The organism is Streptomyces fagopyri (assembly GCF_009498275.1).
GTDB lineage: Bacteria > Actinomycetota > Actinomycetes > Streptomycetales > Streptomycetaceae > Streptomyces > Streptomyces fagopyri.
This window is the reverse complement of the sequence record NZ_CP045643.1, coordinates 2,019,162-2,037,595: the sequence shown is the minus strand read 5'-3', so window position 1 is coordinate 2,037,595 and position 18,434 is coordinate 2,019,162. Positions and strand designations below refer to the sequence as shown.

At 71.5% G+C, this 18,434-nt stretch carries 11 protein-coding genes and 2 pseudogenes; 4 read left to right on the top strand and 9 right to left on the bottom strand.

The annotated features are described in order from the left end of the window. Positions 1–100 precede the first annotated feature (100 nt). Positions 101–1,009: a helix-turn-helix domain-containing protein gene (locus GFH48_RS08685; RefSeq protein WP_153287712.1), complete on the top strand. Its 909-nt coding sequence runs from the start codon at positions 101–103 to the stop codon at positions 1,007–1,009. 64 nt (positions 1,010–1,073) lie between these two features. Here GFH48_RS08685 and GFH48_RS08680 read toward each other — a convergent pair whose 3' ends face one another. The 9 genes and pseudogenes from GFH48_RS08680 to GFH48_RS08640 all read right to left on the bottom strand — a co-directional run bounded on the left by GFH48_RS08680 (position 1,074) and on the right by GFH48_RS08640 (position 13,080). Then, positions 1,074–2,471, bottom strand: a complete 1,398-nt coding sequence (locus GFH48_RS08680; protein WP_153287711.1) for a glycoside hydrolase family 16 protein — start codon at positions 2,469–2,471, stop codon at positions 1,074–1,076. A 179-nt stretch (positions 2,472–2,650) separates the two neighbouring features. Further along, positions 2,651–3,405: pseudogene (locus GFH48_RS08675) on the bottom strand (Ig-like domain-containing protein); the annotation flags it as partial. Positions 3,406–3,604: 199 nt separating this feature from the next. Beyond that, positions 3,605–4,387: an IclR family transcriptional regulator gene (locus GFH48_RS08670; RefSeq protein WP_228121286.1), complete on the bottom strand. Its 783-nt coding sequence runs from the start codon at positions 4,385–4,387 to the stop codon at positions 3,605–3,607. 719 nt (positions 4,388–5,106) lie between these two features. Then, positions 5,107–5,733: pseudogene (locus tag GFH48_RS08665) on the bottom strand (histidinol-phosphatase); the annotation flags it as partial. Between the two features lie 180 nt (positions 5,734–5,913). Continuing rightward, the gene (locus GFH48_RS08660; RefSeq protein WP_153287710.1) at positions 5,914–8,838 is read right to left on the bottom strand and encodes a glycoside hydrolase family 2 TIM barrel-domain containing protein; all 2,925 of its coding nucleotides are present in this window, start codon (positions 8,836–8,838) and stop codon (positions 5,914–5,916) included. Continuing rightward, positions 8,838–9,674: a carbohydrate ABC transporter permease gene (locus GFH48_RS08655; protein ID WP_153287709.1), complete on the bottom strand. Its 837-nt coding sequence runs from the start codon at positions 9,672–9,674 to the stop codon at positions 8,838–8,840. Before GFH48_RS08655 ends, GFH48_RS08660 begins: the two co-directional genes overlap by 1 nt. 13 nt (positions 9,675–9,687) lie before the next feature. After that, positions 9,688–10,653 (bottom strand): carbohydrate ABC transporter permease, encoded by a 966-nt coding sequence (locus GFH48_RS08650; protein ID WP_153287708.1) that lies wholly within the window; start codon positions 10,651–10,653, stop codon positions 9,688–9,690. Beyond that, positions 10,653–11,939 carry an ABC transporter substrate-binding protein gene (locus GFH48_RS08645; protein ID WP_153287707.1) on the bottom strand — a complete coding sequence of 429 codons (1,287 nt, stop codon included), beginning with the start codon at positions 11,937–11,939 and terminating at the stop codon, positions 10,653–10,655. The genes GFH48_RS08650 and GFH48_RS08645 overlap by 1 nt, the downstream gene beginning before the upstream one ends. A gap of 103 nt (positions 11,940–12,042) precedes the next feature. After that, on the bottom strand, positions 12,043–13,080 hold the full coding sequence (locus GFH48_RS08640; protein ID WP_153287706.1) for a carbohydrate kinase family protein: 1,038 nt from the start codon (positions 13,078–13,080) through the stop codon (positions 12,043–12,045). A 126-nt stretch (positions 13,081–13,206) separates the two neighbouring features. On the opposite strand from GFH48_RS08640, the gene GFH48_RS08635 reads away from it, so the two are divergent. Genes GFH48_RS08635 through GFH48_RS08625 form a run of 3 tightly spaced genes read left to right on the top strand, consistent with a single transcriptional unit; the run spans position 13,207 to position 18,383 of the window. Next, positions 13,207–13,974, top strand: coding sequence for a DeoR/GlpR family DNA-binding transcription regulator (locus tag GFH48_RS08635; RefSeq protein WP_153287705.1), 768 nt, complete (start codon positions 13,207–13,209; stop codon positions 13,972–13,974). Then, complete coding sequence (locus tag GFH48_RS08630) at positions 13,971–15,308, top strand: 6-phospho-beta-glucosidase (protein ID WP_153287704.1); 1,338 nt, start codon at positions 13,971–13,973, stop codon at positions 15,306–15,308. Before GFH48_RS08635 ends, GFH48_RS08630 begins: the two co-directional genes overlap by 4 nt. 27 nt (positions 15,309–15,335) lie before the next feature. Next, positions 15,336–18,383, top strand: a complete 3,048-nt coding sequence (locus GFH48_RS08625) for an alpha-mannosidase (protein ID WP_153287703.1) — start codon at positions 15,336–15,338, stop codon at positions 18,381–18,383. Positions 18,384–18,434: the final 51 nt, after the last annotated feature.

Sequence of the window (18,434 nt, the reverse complement as noted above, 5' to 3'; positions counted from 1 at the left end):
CAAACTTAAAAGTCTGACTTTTGCCGGGAAAGGTGCCCCTGTGTCAGCCTTCGGTGAAAGTGGGACACGCAGTGCCGCACCGAGCCGACGCGAGAGAGACATGACGGACAGAACCACCCAAGGCGGTGCCGGGGGCGAAGAGGCCCAGGACGGGATCAGGACCTTCCCCTTCCCCACCGACCTGAGCCTCTCCGGCGTCGGCATGCAGGTCGGCGCGATGGGGACGGGTCACACCTGGCATGTGGACGCCCCCCTGGAGCGCGTGCACCGCATCGACTTCCACGTCGTGATGCTGTTCCACGAGGGGCCGGTCCGGCACATGATCGACTTCGCGGAGTACGAGGTCGGCGCGGGCGACATCCTGTGGATCCGGCCCGGTCAGGTCCACCGCTTCTCCCGTACCGACCGCTACCGCGGCACCGTCCTGACCATGCAGCCCGGCTTCCTGCCGCGGGCGACCGTCGAGGCGACCGGCCTCTACCGCTACGACCTGCCCCCCACGCTGCGTCCCGACCCCGAGCGGCTCGCCGCCCTGGAGCACGCGCTGGCCCAGCTGGAGCGCGAGTACGTCGACACGACCACCCTGCCGCTCAGCCTGCACACCGCGGTGCTGCGGCACTCCCTCACCGCCTTCCTGCTCCGCCTCTCCCACCTGGCCGCCAGCTCCGCCGAGGCCGACCGGGAGCGCGCCGACACCACCTTCACCCGCTTCCGGGACGCGGTCGAGAAGGACTTCGCCACCAACCACAGCGTCAGCGCCTACGCCGACACCCTCGGCTACTCCCGGCGCACCCTGGTGCGCGCGGTGCGGGCCGCCACCGGACAGACCCCGAAGGGCTTCATCGACAAGCGGGTGGTCCTGGAGGCCAAGCGGCTGCTCGCGCACACCGAGATGCCCATCGGCCGCATCGGCGTCGCCGTGGGCTTCCCGGACTCGGCGAACTTCTCGAAGTTCTTCCACCAGCACACGGGGACGACCCCGGTGGTGTTCCGGGCGGAGCTGAACTGACCGAGGGGGCGGGCCGCGCGGCCCACCCCCTCGGTCAGTCACCGCACGCGGCGCGTTCCTCCGGTCAGTGGCCGAAGTCGAACCAGTTGACGTTCACGAAGTCGGCGGGCTGTCCGCTGGTGAAGGTCAGATAGACGTCGTGGGTGCCCGTGACGCCGGTGATGTTGGCCGGGACCGTCCGCCAGCTCTGCCAGCCCCCGGTGTTGCCCACCGCGAAGCTGCCGACGGGCGTGCTCGTACGGCTGTCCAGGCGCACCTCGACCAGGCCGCTGACGCCGGCCGCCGCGCCGCTCGCGACCCTGGCGTAGAACTGACCGGCCGCCGAGGAGCCGAAGTTGACGCCCTTGTAGAGCGCCCAGTCACCGTTCGCCACCGAGCCGATGTCCTGTCCGCCGCCGGTGTCCGTGGTGGTCTCGGCGACGGTGCCGGACTGACTGTCGTAGGACTCGGCCTGGATGGCGCTGTAGGCGTCGCGGTTGCCGGTCGGCGGCGGCGTGGTACCGCTCCCATTCGCCTGCAGCACCTGGACGTAGTCCACCACCAGCGGGTGGCCCGGCACGGTTCCCGAGTCGGGGCCACCGCCGAACGCGCCCGGGAAGCCGCCGCCCATCGCCACGTTCAGGATGACGAAGTAACCGTGGTTCGTGGCGTTCGCCCAGGTCGTCGCGTCCACCTGGTTCGCCCTCACCGTGTGGAAGTTGACGCCGTCGAGGTAGAAACGGATCTCCTCGGGGCTGGTCGACCTGTCCCACTCCATCGCGTACGTGTGGAAGCCGGCCTGGCAGGTCGTGCCGGCGCAGGGGGTGTTGCCGCCGATGCCGCTCGTCTCGTTGCACGGGCCGCCCGGGTTGGTGCCGCAGTGCATCGTGGCCCACTCGGTGTTGAGGCCCTGGACGTTCTCCATGATGTCCAGCTCGCCGACGCTCGGCCAGTTCTGGTAGTTGCCGCGGTAGGGCGCGCCCAGCGCCCAGAAGGCGGGCCAGTAGCCCTTGGCGGCGGCGCCGGTCACGTTCGGCATCTGGAGCCGCGACTCCACGCGCAGTTTGCCTCCGGCGGGGGGCTGGAAGTCGGTGCGCTTCGTCTCGATACGTCCCGAGGTCCAGTTGCCGGCGGCGTCGCGGCGCGGGGTGATCTGCAGGTTGCCGCTGCCGTCCAGGGCGACGTTGTTGGTGCTGGAGGTCATCGTCTCGACCTCGCCGGTACCCCAGTTGGCGGCGCCACCGGGATAGCTGGTCCCGGTGTCGTACTGCCAGTTGGAGGTGTTGACGCCGGTCCCCGCCGCTCCGTTGAAGTCGTCGACGAAGACCTGGGACCAGCCGGAGGGGGGAGTGGGCGCGGACGCGTTCGCGGGAAGGGTGGCGGCCGCGGCGGCGGCCGCCACCAGGCTCAGGGTGCCGATGACGGCCACCAGGGTGCGCCGCAGGGGGCCGCGTCCTACGAGGGTGCCGGAGGGTTCACGCATGGGTGCCTCTCAGGTACGGGGGTGGGGGTGCGCGGGTTGTGCCGACGCATTCTGAGAGCGCTCTCAGAGTGCGTCGGCCAATGTGCTCCCCGCCACTCGTACCGTCAAGAGGTTGAACCGATAAACTCCTTGCGCCACAAGGGAGTTCAGGCTCTGAAGGGGGAATTGTCAGGCATGCCTCAGAGGGCGCTCCCGGCCTTCCGGTCCGACCAGGACAGGTTCCAGCCGTTGAGGCCGTTGAGGCCGTTGGACGGATCGACGGTCCGTTCGCCCGAGTTCCGCACGACCATCACGTCGCCGGGCATCGAACTGGCGTAGAACGCGTAGCCCGGCGCGGAGGTGTCGTTCGCGCCCTTGGCGTCGTGCAGGCCGACGCAGCCGTGGCTGGTGTTCGTGGTGCCGAAGACCGCCGGCGAGGCCCAGTAGTTGCCGTGGACGAAGGTGCCGGAAGTGGTCAGGCGCTGCGCGTGCGGGACGTCCGCGATGTCGTACTCGTCGCCCAGCCCGACGGTCGAGGACTCCATCCGGGTCTGCTCGAACCGCTCGCTGATCACCATGATCCCGCCCCAGGTGGTGTGGTCGGCGTCCCCGCCGCTCACCGGATAGGTGGCGCGCGTGGAGCCGTCACGTTCGACCGTCATGGTCTTCTTCGCCAGGTCGACCGTGCTCACCTGACGGCGGCCTACGCGGAAGGCGACGTCCTTCGACTGCGTGCCGTACACACCGGCCGCGCCCTCGACGTCCCTGAGGCGCAGACCGAGCGTGATCGTCGTCCCCGCGGCCCAGTACTCCTCGGGCCGGAAGCCGAGACGGGTGTCGCTGAACCAGTGGCCGACCACCTCGACGGGGGCTGTGCCGTCACCGTGATCGCCTTCTCGACGGCGGCCCGGTCCTCGACCGGCTCGGTGAAGTCGAGCGACACGGGCATTCCGATGTCCGGGGCCGGGGTGGGTCGGTGCCGCCGCCCTCACCTGTACGGGGCCGGTGTCACTGTCCCGCGTTCGCGGCCGGGCGCGTGCCCCTATCGCCTCCGCGCCCGGCGTGTGCCCGTATCGCGGTTCCGCGCGCCGGGTTCCGTGTGTGCCGGTGCGGCCGTTTCGCGCGCCGGGGTTCCGCGCGCCGGTGTGGTGGTCCTACGAGCCCGGACCGGGCCGTGGCGGTACGGCCGCCCTCGCCCCCGCGCGGACCGGCGGCTCCGGCCGCGGCTGCCATCCCAGTGCCCGCGAGATCCCGCGCGCCGCCAGCCGGACCGCCGGGACCAGCGCCGGTACCTGCCCGTCCTGCCAGGGCACCACGACCGACACCGCCGCGACCACGGCCCCGCCCGACCGGCGCACCGGAGCGGCCACCGACACGGCGTCCTCGGTGACCTGACGGCTGCTCACCGCCACGCCGGTACGGCGCACCTCGGCGAGTTCCCGGCGCAGCCGTACCCCGTCACTGATCGTGTGCGGTGTGAACGCGGCCAGCGGACCGCGGCAGTAGGCCGCCTGGAACGCGGGATCGCCGTGGGCGAGCAGCGCCAGGCCGACGCCCGTCGCGTGCAGCGGCCAGCGGGCGCCGACCTGGATGCGGACGCCCACCGCTGAGCGTCCGGAGAGCCACTCGATGTAGACGACCTCGGCGCCGTCGCGCACCGCCATCTGCACGTTCTCGTGCGTGGCCTCGTACAGGTCCTCCAGGTACGGCAGCGCGGCCTGTCGCAGCGCGAGGCCGCGGGGAGCCAGCGCCGCGAGCTCCCACAGGCGCAGCCCCACGTGGTAGGCGCCGTCCTCGTCCCGCTCCAGCGCGCCCCACTCGGTGAGCGCGCCCACCAGCCGGTGCGCGGTGGTGAGGGTGAGCCCGGCCCGGCGGCTGATGTCCGTGAGACACAGCGCCGGGTGCTCGTGGTCGAAGGCGGCGAGCACGGCGAGCAGCCGGCCGGGCGCCGAGAGCGGTTTTCCGCGCGCGGTCCGGCCGCCGCGGTCCGTCGCCGGGGAGCGAGCGGGGTGGCCCGCCGGCCCGGGGACGGAGGGCCGGAGCGGATCGCCTGTCACATGGGGACCCGCGTCACCGGTCGTACGTAGGCCCGTGTCGTCGGTCACATGCGGACCTGCCTCGTCGGTCACCCGTGGACTCGCGTCACCGGTCGTACGTGGGCCCGCGTCGTCGGTCACCCGTGGCTCCGCCCGTCGCTCACCCGTGGCCCCGCGTCGTCGGTGGCACGCTGCCGGCCTGCGATGACGGGCTCCCTGGGACAGGCCCCGGGCGGGGGCGCTTCGTACGTACGGGGCACAGCATGCCGCGCGGCCGGGGCGGCAACAACCGTGGACGCGGACAACGGCCGAATCCGGCCCGGGACCACGGTCGTCCCTCGTCCGGCGGCGGACCGAAGCGGCGGACCGGACGGTGCGCCGAGCGCGCGCCGTCGACGCGATCGTGCCGGCCACGGCCCGGCCCGGGCCCTGACCGAGTGCCATCGGCGACGTCGTGACCACCGGGTCCGACAGGGGCGGCAGGGGCGACCCCCGCGGCCCACCGGGACCGACACCGGTGGGAAGTCCGTCCCGGTGGGCGCCGCGCCTCCCCTCCCTCGGCGGCTCACCCCAGCCGCCCCCACTGATCGTCGCCCACCCCGAACGCGGGCATGGTGCCCCTAGCGGCCGCGCACCACATCGACGAAGACCGGGTTCGTGCAGAACCAGGTGTCGACCCAGGGGTCCCCGTCCCCGGGCACGTGCGGAATCGGGCCGTTCGGGTCGACCGAGGCGCCCAGGTACCCCGCGCCGTGGCGGTTGCCGTCGCTGCCGCGCAGCCGGAGGTAGAAGGACTCGTCACCGGCGACCAGCGGGACCCGCAGGGCGTACGTCCCCTTCCGGCCGCCCACGTCCACCGTCCGCACCCCTCTGGTGTCCGGCGCCCGCCAGTCGTCCCGGTCGGCCACCGGGCCGCGCACCGCGCCGCGGATGACGTCGACGTGGGCCGGCTTCGGCAGGATGCCGTGGGGGTTGGGGCGCGAGGCGGTGGTCACGGTGACCGTCAGGGTCAGTTTCTCGCCCGCGCGGGCGCGCAGCCGGCCGCCCGTCGTCACACCGCGCCCGTGGTCGGCGTCCCGCTTCAGCCGGACGTCGAGGCCGTCCAGCAGATGCCCGTGGTCGAGCCAGACCCGGCCCGCGCGCAGGCCGGCCATCACGGCACGGTGGCCGTTGCGGGTCACGCCCACGTGGGTGCGGCTGAACTGGCCGGGCCAGAAGTCGCCGCCCGGCTGCGGGGTGCCGGTGTCGTGCCCTCTCGTCACCCCAGTTGGTGGCCGCCGCGGTCGCGGCGCCGATCGGAGCCGTGGCCCGCAGGAAACCGCGTCCGCCGGCCCCGGCCCGCTCGGCCTCGGCCCGCTCGGTCCGTGTACGGGCATGCGAAGTGCGCACGTCTGCTCCATCGGGAGGAAGGTGGGGTACGAGTGGGGTCAGCGCGGGCGCAGCGTCCAGGACCAGCGGTGGGTGCCGGCCCGGACGAGATGGCCGGGAGAGGTGTCGGGCCCGCAGGAGGCCGTGCCGAGGCCGCGGTGGGCGGCGTCGAGGCGGACCACGCAGCCGGGCCGCGCGACCAGCTCGTCGTGGTGGGCGGCGGCGGCCAGGTCCTCGTCGCGGTACCGGGTCACGGACACCTGACGTGGCTCGTCCAGCGCGACCGTGAACCCCGTCCCGTCCGGCGCCGAGAGGGTGAAGCGGCGCACACCGTGCCGTCCGCCGCTCTCCTGCGGTCGCAGATACGGCGTGAACAGCTCGTCCACGGGCAGTGAGTGATGGCCCACGGGCGCGCCCGTGCTGCGGTCCGGATAGGACTCCCAGGGGCCCTGCCCGTACCACTGGAGGACATCGAGCCCGGCGACCGTCTCGAAGACGGAGCCGACGCGTGGCACGTCGGTGAGACCTTGCGGCAGGTCGGCCGTCTCCTCGATCCGTATCCCGCCCCCGACGCGGGTGAACACCTGCTCGTGGCGCACGGCTCCGGCGAGCGTCGTGTACTCGGCGATCACCGTGACACCCGTGTTCCCGCGCCGCACGTCGAGCAGCGTGCGCCGGGTGGCGTCCAGGCCCCACGCCCGCCAGCGTGCCGCCATGCCGCCCAGCTCGTCGTTGTCGGTCGGTGTCCGCCACAGCGAGAGCACGGGGGCCGCGGTGAGCAGCGGATGGACGAGCAGACCGTCCTCGTCGACCTCGACGGGCGGCCCCGGCGCAGTGGCCGTGGCCGACACCGTGCGGGAGGCCGCCCGCAACCGCACCTGCGGCACGCACACCTCGGTGCCCCGCGGTGCCCACGCCTCCTCGTCCGCCGTCGTCACCCGCAGTGTCAGCCAGGCCTCGCCGCCCTCCTCCGGCAGGGTGAACGGCATCGGCACCACGGCCGACCCACCCGCCGGTACGCGGGGCAGTTCGGCCGGCGCGGTCCGGGTGCCGCCGTCCGCGAGGGACAGCCGCCACTCGGCGGCGAGCCGGTCGAGCCCGCGGAAGTGCTGGTGGTTGGTCACCCGCAGCTCACCGCCGGTGTACGCGAGGCGTACCGGTGCGGCGATCTCCCGGTGCTCGAACATCACCGGCTTGGGTGTGCGGTCGGGGAAGACCACTCCGTCGGCCACGAAGGCGCCGTCGTGGATCGTCTCGCCGAAGTCGCCGCCGTAGGCCCAGCGATGGCCCGGGGTGGTGACGCCGTGGTCGTACAGCCCGGCGCCACCGCGCCCGGCCGGTCTTCCGTCGTTCACGCGTTGAAGGATGCCGTGGTCCCAGAACTCCCAGATGAAACCGCCCTGAAGCCCCGGCGTGGACTCGATGGCCTCCCAGTGGTCGGCGAGCGTGCCGTTGCTGTTGCCCATGGCGTGCGAGTACTCGCACTGGATGAGCGGCTTGGTCTGCCGACCGGACAAGGCGTGCGCGACGCAGTCCTCCAGCGGCGCGTACATGGGACAGGCGATGTCGGACGCGACCGTCGGATCGGCCCAGTCGAGCTTGGCCGCACCCTCGTACTGGAGGGGGCGGGTGGGGTCGTGGCGGCGGACCCAGCCCGCGGCGGCGTCGTGGTTGGCGCCGTAGTCGGACTCGTTTCCCAGCGACCAGACGATGACGCAGGGGTGGTTCTTGTCGCGCAGCACCATCCGGGAGACGCGGTCCACGAAGGCGCCGAGGTAGCGCGGGTCGTCGGCGATCTCGTGGGCGTGGTCGTGCGCCTCGATGTTGGCCTCGTCGATCACGTAGAAGCCGAGTTCGTCGGCGAGGTCCAGCAGGGAGGGGTCGTTGGGGTAGTGGGCGGTGCGGATCGCGTTGAAGCCGAAGCGTTTCAGGGTGACGAGGTCCGCGCGCATGTCCTCGTACGACACCGTGCGGCCTGTCAGGGGATGGAAGTCGTGCCGGTTGACGCCCCTGATGTAGACGCGCTCACCGTTGAGGAGGAGGTCCCGGCCGCGGATCTCGACCTCGCGGAAGCCGACGCGGTGGTGCGAGGTGTCGGCGACCGAGCCGTCGGCGCGGTGCAGCCGTACGGTCAGGGGGTGGAGCGCGGGCGTCTCCGCGGTCCAGGGGCGCGCGTCGGCGACGACCGTGCCGAGGCGGGCCTCGCCGAGGAAGTCGGAGACCCGCCCGTCCTTCTCCTTGAACCGTTCGAACTCCTGGTCCTGGGTCAGGAGTCGCCCGTCCAGCTCACCGGTGACGTACCAGCCGGCGGGCAGCGCGCCCCCCGCGTCCCGGACCTGGCAGTCGACGCGCAGCGTGCCGTCGCACCGCGTCCGTACGGTCACGTCGGCCAGCCGCAGCGGATCGGTCGCGTACAGCAGGACCGGGCGGGTGATCCCGGCGTGCCACCACTGGTCCTGGTCCTCCAGGTGCGAGGCGTCCGACCACTTGACGACGGTGAGCCGCAACACCGCGCGCCCGCCGGGGCGTACGACGCCCGAGAGGTCGAACTCGGCCGCGAGGTGGGAGTCCTTGGAGACGCCGACCGGCCGCCCGTCCACGTGGACCAGCAGCACGCTTCCGGCGGCGCCGACCTGGAGCACGATCCGGCGGCCGGCCCATGCGGCGGGGACGTCCACCTCGCGCTCGTACACCCCGGTGGGATTGGCGGCGGGGGAGTCGGGCGGGAACTCGCCCCAGGGCATCGCGAAGTTGGTGTACTGAGGCAGGTCGTCGGTGCCCTGCACGGTCCAGGCGCCCGGGACCGGCTGGGAGGACCAGACGCCCTGGACCGGGGCGTCCGGCGCGGGCAGCAGCTGGAATCGCCAGTCGCCGTCCAGCGGGAGGGCTCCCGTCCGGCGGTCCAGCGCGTTCATCGGCAACCGCCCCCAGGAGGTCACCTCGGGTGACTCCCAGGGGCGGAGCGCGCGGAGCGGGTCGCTCATCAGCGGATGGCCCCCTTGCCCAGGTCCGCGATGATCTGCCGGGCGCCGATCGCGAAGACGATCAGCAGGGGGACGAGGGCGAGGAGTGCGCCGGTCATGACCATTCCGTAGTCGGTGGTGCCGTGGACACCGTTGAGCTGGGACAGCGCGACCTGGAGGGTCACGTTGTCGGGGTTGGTGAGGGCGATCAGGGGCCAGGCGTAGTCGTTCCACTGGCCCATGAAGGTGAAGATGCCGAGGAAGGCGAGGCCGGGCCGGACGACCGGGAGCGCCACGTGCCAGTACTGGCGCAGGAAGCCCGCGCCGTCGAGCTTCGAGGCGTCGATCAGCTCGTCGTGGATGGCGCTCCTCATGTACTGACGCATCCAGAAGATGCCGAACGCGTTGGCCGCCGCGGGGACGATGAGCGCGGTCATCGAGCCGATCCAGCCCAGCTTCGCCATGATGACGAACTGCGGGATGGCCTGGAGCTGGGCGGGGACCATGAAGATGGCCATCATCAGCGCGAACAGCACCCGGCGGCCGGGGAAGTCGAACTTGGCGAAGACGAACGCGGCCAGCGAGTCGAAGAACAGGACCAGGACGGTCACCGAACACGCCACCAGCAGCGAGTTGAACATCGACCCGAAGAAGTCGACGTTGTCGAAGAGGTGGCGGGCGTTCTCCAGGAAGTGCGAGCCGGGCAGCAGCTTCGGCGGGTAGGAGAAGATCTCGGTCGACGAGTGCGTCGACATGATCACGGCCCAGTAGAACGGCAGGACCGAGAGCAGCAGACCGGCGATCAGGACGAGATGGAGGCCGATGCCCCTGCGCCGTGAACCCTTGAGGGATGCCATGGTCGGGGGCCTCCTAGTCTTCGCCCCGGCGCTGCACCAGCCGCCAGTTGATGATCGAGAAGATGATGACGACGAGGAAGATGCCCCAGGCCACGGCGGCGCCGTAGCCGAAGTCGTTGTTGTCGAAGGTCTGCTGGAAGAAGTAGAGGACCATGGTCTGGCCCGAGTGGCCCGGACCTCCCGCGAACGACGAGTTGTTGTCCGTGGTCTGGAGCAGCACCTGGGGCTCGGAGAACGTCTGCAGACCGGTGACCGTCGAGATGACGAGCACGAAGAGGAGCACCGGTCGCATCAGCGGCAGCGTGATCCGGAAGAAGGTCTGCACGGGGCCGGCGCCGTCCATCCGTGACGCCTCGTACAGTTCGCCGGGAATCGTCTGGAGCCCGGCGAGGAAGATGATCGCGTTGTACCCGGTCCACTGCCAGGTCATCAGCGTCGCGACGGCGACCTTGATGCCCCAGGGGGTGTTCAGCCACGCCACCTGATCCAGCCCGACGGCCTGCAACAGGGCGTTGACCAGGCCGAAGTTGGTGGAGAAGACCGAACCGAAGATGATCGCGACCGCCACGATCGAGGTGACGTTCGGCAGGAAGTAGGCGAAGCGGTAGACGTTCTTGAAGCGCACCGCGGAGTTGAGCAGCACGGCCGTGACCATCGACAGGAAGATCATCGGGAAGGTGGCCAGCGCCCAGATGACGAGCGTGTTCCCGATCGAGCTCCAGAACTGACTGTCCGTCAGCAGATAGCGGTACTGGGACAGTCCGGCGAACTCCATCGGCCCGAGCCCGTCCCAGCGGTGGAACGAGAGATAGAGGGAGAAGCCGACCGGGATCAGGCCGAAGGCGAGGAAGAGCAGGTAGAAGGGGGAGATCGCGGCGTAGAGCCGCCAGTGACCGAGGACGCCCTTCCCGGGACGGGCGGGGAGCGGCCGGGTGACCGTGGGCGGGGTGGTCGTCTCCAGCGCGGGGGCGGTGGCCATCAGTGGCTCACCCCCAGGTGGTCCGCGATGCGCCGGCACTTGCTCATGGCGTCCCTCCAGGCCTTCTCCGGGTTCTTGCCGAGGACGTAGAAGTTGCGCATCTCGTCGTTGATCGGCGTGCTGAGCGCGACGTCGTACGGGCTGTTGAAGGCGACCGGGATCTCCCGCGCCGCCGGGCCGAAGACGTCCATGGTTATCTGGTCACCGAAGAACGGATCGGGTTCGCGCAACTGCCTCATGGCGTACGAGGCGGGGGTCGAGGGGAACAGGACGGAGTCGACGAACCCCTGGGCCTGGTTGCCGGCGTCGAGCATCCAGGTGATCATCTCGAAGGCCTTCTCCGGTTCCCGGCACGCCTTCGTGATCGCCAGGAACGAGCCCCCGATGTTGGACGGTCCGCCGGGACAGTTCGCGACCCGCCATTTCCCCTTGGTCCTCGGCACGTTGAGCTTGATGTCGCCGGCCGCCCAGGAGGCGTTGAGCTGGCTGGGCAGCAGACCCCGCTCGGTGGCGGAGGTGTTGTCCGGCGTCCCGTTGACGATCTTCGAGACCAGACCGCGGTGGGTGGCCTCGACGGCACGGTCCCAGGCCGTGCGCACGTGCTCCTGGTCACCGATGAAGTGCCGGTCCCTGTCGACGAACCGCTTGGTCGACTGGTTGACCGAGATGCTGAGGACGCTCAGCGCGTCGGTCAGGATGAAGGAGCCCGGGACGCGCTTCCTGAGCTGCTCGCCGGCCGCGAAGAACTGGTCCCAGGTGGCCAGTTCCCGGGAGACGTCGGCCGGTTCGTAGGGTAGTCCTGCCTTCTCGAAGACGGCCGGCTGGTAGTAGTGGGCGACCGGGCCGCAGTCGATGGGGAAGCCCACCATCGAGCCGTCCTCGGCGATGGCCTGATCCCATTTCCAGCCCAGGTACCGGTCCTTGAGCCTGTCGGCGCCCAGCGTCCGCAGGTCCACGAACTGGTCGGAGTTGGGCAGGTACGAGGCCATGTCCTCGCCCTTGAGGCCGGCGATGTCCGGTATGTGGGCGCGCCCGGTCAGGGTCGTCAGCAGCTTCGAGCGGTAGTAGCCGCCGATCTGGATGGCCTGGAGGTCCACCGCGCCGGCGTAGCGGGCCCCGGCGTCCTGGACGACCTTCGGGCTCAGCCCGCCGCTCCAGTACCAGAGCACCATGTCCCGTCCGGTCGAGCCGGTCGGGACGCCGCAGCCGGTCGTCAGGCCGCCGAGCGACGTGGCGGCCGCTCCGGCCAGGCCCGCGCGGAGCAGGCCCCTTCGTGAGAGCCGCACTGCTCCCACCGCCTTTCGGATCTTTTCGGTCTTCGTGTACGAGGGGTCGAACAATGGGGAGGAGAGGTCGGGCAAGGGGTCGTACGGGATGTCGCGTGGGGGGTCATCGGGGGGTGCTCGGCCGGCGTGTGGTGTCGGGAGGAGCCACCGGTGCGTGGTGGACGGGCGGGCCGGGGTCCGCCGGGACGCGGTCGGCCAGGAAGCCGTACGTACGGCGCAGACCGGGATCCCGCAGCGACCGCCACCAGCGGTGGATGCCGTACCAGCCGGGCGCGGCGAGGGCGCCGCCGTGCCGCCGCACCGAGAGTCCGGCGGCCAGTACCGCGAAGCGCAGCCGTTCCTCCAGCGGCCAGCCGCCGAGCGAGGCGGCGACGAAGCTCGCGCCGAAGACGTCCCCGGCCCCCGTCGCGTCCAGGACTTCGATGTCGAGGGCCGGGACGTCCGCGTACTCGCCCGTCGTCTGGTCGACCGCCAGCGCGCCGTCGCCGCCGCGGGTCACCACGGCGACCGGTACCAGTTCGGCCAGTTCACCGAGCGCCGCGACCGCGCTCCCGGTGCGTGTGTACGCCATCGCCTCGGCCTCGTTCGGGAGGAAGGCGTGGCACAGGGAGAGCTGGTCCAGCAGGTCGCGCGACCACCGCTGGGTGGGGTCCCAGCCGACGTCCGCGTAGATCCGGGTGCCGTGGGCGGCCGCCTTGTCGAGCCAGGCGCGGGGCTCGGCCTCGAGGTGCACGAGGGCGGTGCGCGCGGCCGGCGGGTCGCCCATCAACTCGTCCTGAGAGTACGGCGGTTCCTGGCCGTGGGTGACCAGCGCCCGGTCGTCGCCGTGGGCCAGCGAGACGGTGACCGGGGTGTGCCAGCCGTCCGCGGTGCGGGACAGGGAGAGGTCGACGCCCTCCTGTCCGGCGAGCACCTCGCGGCAGTACGCCCCGTGGTGGTCGTCGCCGAAGACCGTGGCCAGGGAGGTGCGCAGACCGTAACGGGACGCCGCCACGGCCAGGTTGGCGATGCCGCCCGGGCTCACGCCCATGCCCTCGGTCCAGATCTCCTCGCCGGGGGTCGGCGGCTTCCCCAGTCCGGTCAGGACGAGGTCGTAGAAGAGCAGCCCGGTCAGCAGGACATCGGGCCGTTCGTCACCCACAAGCACATCCTCTCGTCAAAAGTCTGCAAGCGGTGACCAGGATCGTGCGCGCATCGCGTCAATTTGGCAAGAGTCGAGCAGAACTGAGCATGGAAATGATTGAAGATGACGAGTACTGTTCACAGGGTGCTGGCAGAGCGACGACATCAACTCATCCTGCGGGCCCTGCGCTCCGGCGGGCCCGCGGCCGTGACCGATCTCTCCGAACAGCTGGGCGTGAGCCCGGCCACGGTCCGCCGTGACCTGCTGAGACTCGAGGAGGAAGGCCTGCTCACGCGGGTGCACGGCGGCGCGGTCGTCGACGAGGGCGACCAGCCCTTCGCCGAGGTCGCCGAGGTCCGGGTGGCCGAGAAGGACGCCATCGCGGCGCGCGCCGCGTCGATGGTCCAGGACGGCCAGTCCGTCCTGCTGGACATCGGCACCACCGCGTACCGGCTGGCCCGGCAGCTCCACGACCGCCGCATCACCGTGATCACCAGCAACCTGGTGGTCTACGAGGAACTCGTGGACGACGAGAACATAGAGCTGGTCCTGCTCGGCGGCATGGTCCGCCGCGAGTACCGCTCCCTGGTCGGCTTCCTCACCGAGGACAACCTGCGGCAACTGCACGCCGACTGGCTCTTCCTCGGCACCAGCGGGGTACGTCCGGGCGGACAGGTCATGGACACCACCGTGGTCGAGGTACCGGTCAAGCGCGCCATGATCCAGGCCGGTGACAAGGTCGTCCTGCTCGCCGACCGCGCGAAGTTCCCGGGTACGGGAATGGCGCGGGTCTGCGGGCCCGAGGAGCTGGACGTGGTGGTGACGAACGGTCCGCCGGACCCGGCGACGCGGTCCTCGTTGGAAGAAGCGGGCGTGCAAGTGGTCGTGACGGGAAAGGCGGAGACGGCGTGAAGCTGACGATTCTGGGTGGCGGCGGGTTCCGGGTGCCGCTCGTGTACGGGGCACTCCTCGGGGACCGCGCCGAGGGCCGCGTCACCCGTGTCGTCCTGCACGACGTGGACGCGGGGCGGCTGACAGCCGTCGCCCGCGTCCTGGGCGAGCAGGCCGCGGGGGACCCCGACGCTCCCGAGGTGTCCTTCACCACCGATCTCGACGACGCCCTGCGCGGCGCCGACTTCGTCTTCTCGGCGATCCGGGTCGGCGGCCTGGAAGGCCGGGCGGCGGACGAGCGGGTCGCCCTCGACGAGGGTGTCCTCGGCCAGGAGACGGTCGGCGCCGGCGGCATCGCGTACGGCCTGCGCACCGTACCGGTCGCCGTCGACATCGCCCGCCGGGTGGCCCGGATCGCCCCCGACGCCTGGGTCATCAACTTCACCAACCCGGCCGGTCTGGTCACCGAGGCCATGTCCCGCCACCTCGGCGACCGCGTGATCGGCATCTGCGACTCGCCCGTCGGCCTCGGCCGCCGGATCGCCACCGTCCTCGGCGCGAACCCCCGCGAGGCCTTCATCGACTACGTCGGACTCAACCACCTCGGCTGGGTACGCGGGCTGCGCGTCGAGGGCAGGGACGAGCTGCCGCGACTGCTCGCCGACCCCGGACTGCTCGGCTCCTTCGAGGAGGGCAAGCTCTTCGGCGCCGACTGGCTCCAGTCGCTGGGCGCCGTCCCGAACGAGTACCTGCACTACTACTACTTCAACCGGGAGACCGTCCGCGCCTACCAGCGGGCGGAGAAGACGCGCGGCGCGTTCCTGCGCGACCAGCAGGGCCGGTTCTACGAGGAGATGAAACGGCCGGACACCGCCGCGCTCACCGCATGGGACCGCACCCGCGCCGAACGCGAGGCCACCTACATGGCCGAGAACCGGGACGCGGCCGGCGCGGGTGAGCGCGCCGCCGACGACCTCTCCGGCGGGTACGAGAAGGTGGCGCTCGCGCTGATGCGGGCCATCGCCCGCGACGAGCGGACCACCCTGATCCTGAACGTCCGCAACCGCGGCACCCTCGCGGTGCTCGACACGGACGCGGTCATCGAGGTGCCCTGCCTCGTCGACGCCAACGGCGCGCACCCCGTCTCGGTCGCCCCGCTGCCCGATCACGCCACCGGACTGGTCTGCTCGGTCAAGGCGGTCGAACGCGAGGTGCTGTCCGCGGCCGGGTCCGGCTCCCGCTCGACCGCCGTCAAGGCCTTCGCCCTGCACCCGCTGGTGGACTCGGTGAACGTGGCCCGGCGACTGGTCGACGGATACACCTCGGTCCACCCCGGCCTGGCGTACCTCAAGTAGCGCTTTCCGTCCGCTTGGAGACTTCTCATGCACGACGAACGCCGCCGGATCGAGGAGCGCGTCCAGCGCGTCCACGACCAGCGCATCAAGCCCGCCGTCCACGCCGCCTCCGTACCTTTCGAGGTCGAGGCCTGGCAGGCGCCCGGTGAACCGGTGCCCTTCGAGGAGGCCGCCGCGGCGCCGTACGAGCCCTTCGCGATGGGCACCCCCTGGGGGCCGCCGTGGGGCACCACCTGGTTCCGGATGCGCGGGACCGTCCCGGAGGACTGGGCGGGCAGACGCGTCGAGGCCGTCTTCGACCTGGGCTTCGTGGGGGACTGGCCCGGCAACCAGGCGGAGGCGCTGGTCCACCTCCCCGACGGAGTGCCGCTGAAGGCGGTCAACCCGCAGAACCAGTACGTGCCGATCGCCCGTCCGGCGGCGGGCGGGGAACACGTCGACTACCTCGTCGAGGCGGCCTCCAACCCGGACATCCTGGCGAACGACTTCGCGGGCCCGACCCCGCTCGGGGACCGGCTGACAGCCGGCTCCGCACCGCTCTACACCTTCAGGCGCGCGGACATCGCCGTCCTCGACGAGGACGTCTGGCACCTCGACCTCGACGTCCAGGTGCTGCGCGAGCTGATGCTGGAGCTCGGCGAGGCCGACCCGCGCCGCCACGAGATCATGATCGCGCTCGACCGGGCGCTGGACGCGCTGGACCTGGACGACGTCTCCGGGACCGCCGGCGCGGCACGCGCCGTACTGGCGCCCACGCTGGCCAGGCCCGCGCACGCCAGCGCCCACACCCTCTCCGCCGTGGGCCACGCGCACATCGACTCCGCCTGGCTCTGGCCGATCCGCGAGACCAAGCGCAAGACCGCCCGCACCTTCTCGAACGTGACCGCGCTCGCCGAGGAGTACCGGGAACTGGTCTTCGCCTGCTCACAGGCCCAGCAGTACGAGTGGGTCCGCGACAACCACCCGCACGTGTGGGAGCGCATCAAGAAGGCGGTCGCCGACGGGAACTGGGCGCCGGTCGGCGGCATGTGGGTCGAGGCCGACGGCAACCTGCCCGGCGGCGAGGCGCTGGCCCGCCAACTCGTCCACGGCAAGCGGTTCTTCATCGAGCACTTCGGCGTCGAGACCAGGGGCGTGTGGCTGCCGGACTCCTTCGGCTACAACGCGGCCTTCCCGCAGCTCGCCAAACTCGCGGGCAACGACTGGTTCCTGACCCAGAAGCTCTCCTGGAACCAGACCAACAAGCTGCCCCACCACAGCTTCTGGTGGGAAGGCCTCGACGGCACCCGCATCTTCACGCACTTCCCGCCCGTCGACACCTACAACGTGGAGTTCTCCGGCCAGGAGATGGCGCACGCCGTCCGCAACTACCAAGACAAGGGCCACGGTTCGACGTCCCTTGCCCCCTTCGGTCATGGCGACGGCGGTGGCGGCCCCACCCGCGAGATGATGGAGCGGGCCCGCCGGCTGGCGAACCTGGAGGGTTCGGCGAAGGTACGCGTCGAGCACCCGGACGCCTTCTTCGCCACCGCGCGCGAGGAGATCCCGGCGGACCAGGTCTGGTCGGGCGAGCTCTACCTGGAACTGCACCGCGCCACCTACACCTCGCAGGCCCGCACAAAACAGGGCAACCGGCGCAGCGAACACCTGCTGCGCGAGGCCGAGTTGTGGGCGACCACGGCCGCGCTGCGGGCTCCGGCGTACTCCTACCCGTACGAGGAGCTCGACCGGCTCTGGAAGACGGTCCTGCTCCACCAGTTCCATGACATCCTGCCCGGCTCCTCCATCGCCTGGGTGCACCGCGAGGCCGAGGCGGAGTACGCGAGGGTGGCGCGGGAACTGGAGGCGATCACACAGGAGGCCGTGACCGCGCTGGGCGACGGAGGGGCCCGTGTGTTCAACGCCGGCCCGGTCGACCGCGCCGAGGTGGTGCGTACCCCCGCGGGCGTCCCGGCGTACGCCGAGGTCCCGGCGAACGGGAGCGCGCCGCTCGGCACGGACGGGCCCGCGCGTCCGGTGACCGTCGACGGCCGTGTCCTCGACAACGGTCTGGTCCGCGTCGAACTGGCCGAGGACGGCACCCTCGCCTCCGTACGGGACCTGGTGGCCGACCGCGAGGTCCTCGCCGGCAAGGGGAACCTCCTGCGCCTGCACAGCGACCTCCCGAACCACTGGGACGCCTGGGACATCGACAAGCACTACCGCAACCGCTACACCGACCTCCTCGACACCGAGTCCGTGACCGTCGTCGAGGACGGACCGCTGCTGGGCGCCGTGCGGGTGGAACGCGCCTTCGGCAAGGGCTCGCGGATCGTGCAGACGATCACCGTGCGGGCGGGCAGCCGCCGGATCGACGTCGAGACCGAGATCGACTGGCACGAGGCCGAGAAGATCCTCAAGGCCGCCTTCCCGGTGGACCTCCGGGCCGCGCACTCCTCCGCGGAGATCCAGTTCGGCCACGTCCAGCGCCCCACCCACACCAACACCAGCTGGGAGTCGGCGCGTTTCGAGGTCTACGGCCACCGCTGGGTGCACATCGGCGAGCCCGGCTACGGCGTCGCCGTCATCAACGACTCGACGTACGGCCACGACGTCTCGCGCACGGTCCGCGAGGACGGCGGTACGACGACCACCGTCCGGCTCTCGCTGGTGCGCGCCCCGCGGGTACCCGATCCCGACGCCGACCAGGGCAGGCACCGCTTCACCTACGCGCTGCTGCCGGGAGCGAGCATCGAGGACGCGGTCGCGGAGGGGTACGCGCTCAATCTGCCGCTGCGCGTGGCCGATTCGGCCGGCTGCGCGGTGCCCGTCGTCTCCGTCGACGGTGACGGTGTGACGGTCGAGGCGGTCAAGCTCGCCGACGACACCTCGGGTGACGTCGTCGTACGCCTCTACGAGTCACGCGGCGGCCGGGCCACCGGCACCCTGCGGACGGGCTTCCCGCTCGCGGGGGCGCGGGTGACCGACCTGCTGGAACGCCCGCTGAGCGAGGCGGACACGGACGGGGACGCGGTGGCGGTGTCCCTGCGGCCGTTCGAGGTGCGGACGCTGCGGCTGGCCGTGCGGAGGGACTGACCGTCCGGGGGTACGGGGTCCGAGCGTGTGTGTGGGGGTACCCGGCCGGGT

Bases quoted from the DNA above. Each gene is read 5' to 3' on its own strand.
- GFH48_RS08685 (WP_153287712.1), top strand. From the start codon at position 101: ATGACGGACAGAACCACCCAAGGCGGTGCCGGGGGCGAAGAGGCCCAG.
- GFH48_RS08680 (WP_153287711.1), bottom strand. From the start codon at position 2,471: ATGCGTGAACCCTCCGGCACCCTCGTAGGACGCGGCCCCCTGCGGCGC.
- GFH48_RS08660 (WP_153287710.1), bottom strand. From the start codon at position 8,838: ATGAGCGACCCGCTCCGCGCGCTCCGCCCCTGGGAGTCACCCGAGGTG.
- GFH48_RS08655 (WP_153287709.1), bottom strand. From the start codon at position 9,674: ATGGCATCCCTCAAGGGTTCACGGCGCAGGGGCATCGGCCTCCATCTC.
- GFH48_RS08650 (WP_153287708.1), bottom strand. From the start codon at position 10,653: ATGGCCACCGCCCCCGCGCTGGAGACGACCACCCCGCCCACGGTCACC.
- GFH48_RS08625 (WP_153287703.1), top strand. From the start codon at position 15,336: ATGCACGACGAACGCCGCCGGATCGAGGAGCGCGTCCAGCGCGTCCAC.